At 49.1% G+C, this 273-nt stretch carries 1 protein-coding gene; it reads left to right on the top strand.

The features are described 5' to 3' along the window. A partial coding sequence (locus Q1A70_RS20655) for a hypothetical protein (RefSeq protein WP_299695947.1) occupies positions 1 to 273 on the top strand: 273 nt, incomplete at both ends.

The following is a 273-nucleotide window of genomic DNA, read 5'->3' as shown; positions in this document are numbered from 1 at the left end:
AGGGACGTTGTCACGTTTGTCAGTGTACGGAGCAGCGCAGCAATGCCAATACCCAAGACTACCTAAAGCAATATATGTCTTTAGAAGAGCTAACCGCGGCTACTGAAGTACAACCCGAAGGCACATCACCGCAACCCGAAGTACAACAAGTGCAATCGGAAGTACCAAATGAAGTGCAACCCTACCCTAATAATGCGCCTAAATCAGACGGGGTTTCAGGGTTGTTGTGTGCTGGCATCGGTGCATTCATTGGCTTAACCCTTGGTAAAGCCG

This window comes from uncultured Vibrio sp., assembly GCF_947488985.1.
GTDB lineage: Bacteria > Pseudomonadota > Gammaproteobacteria > Enterobacterales > Vibrionaceae > Vibrio.
Note: the sequence above shows the minus strand (reverse complement) of the source record. Positions and strands in the feature narration are given on the sequence as shown.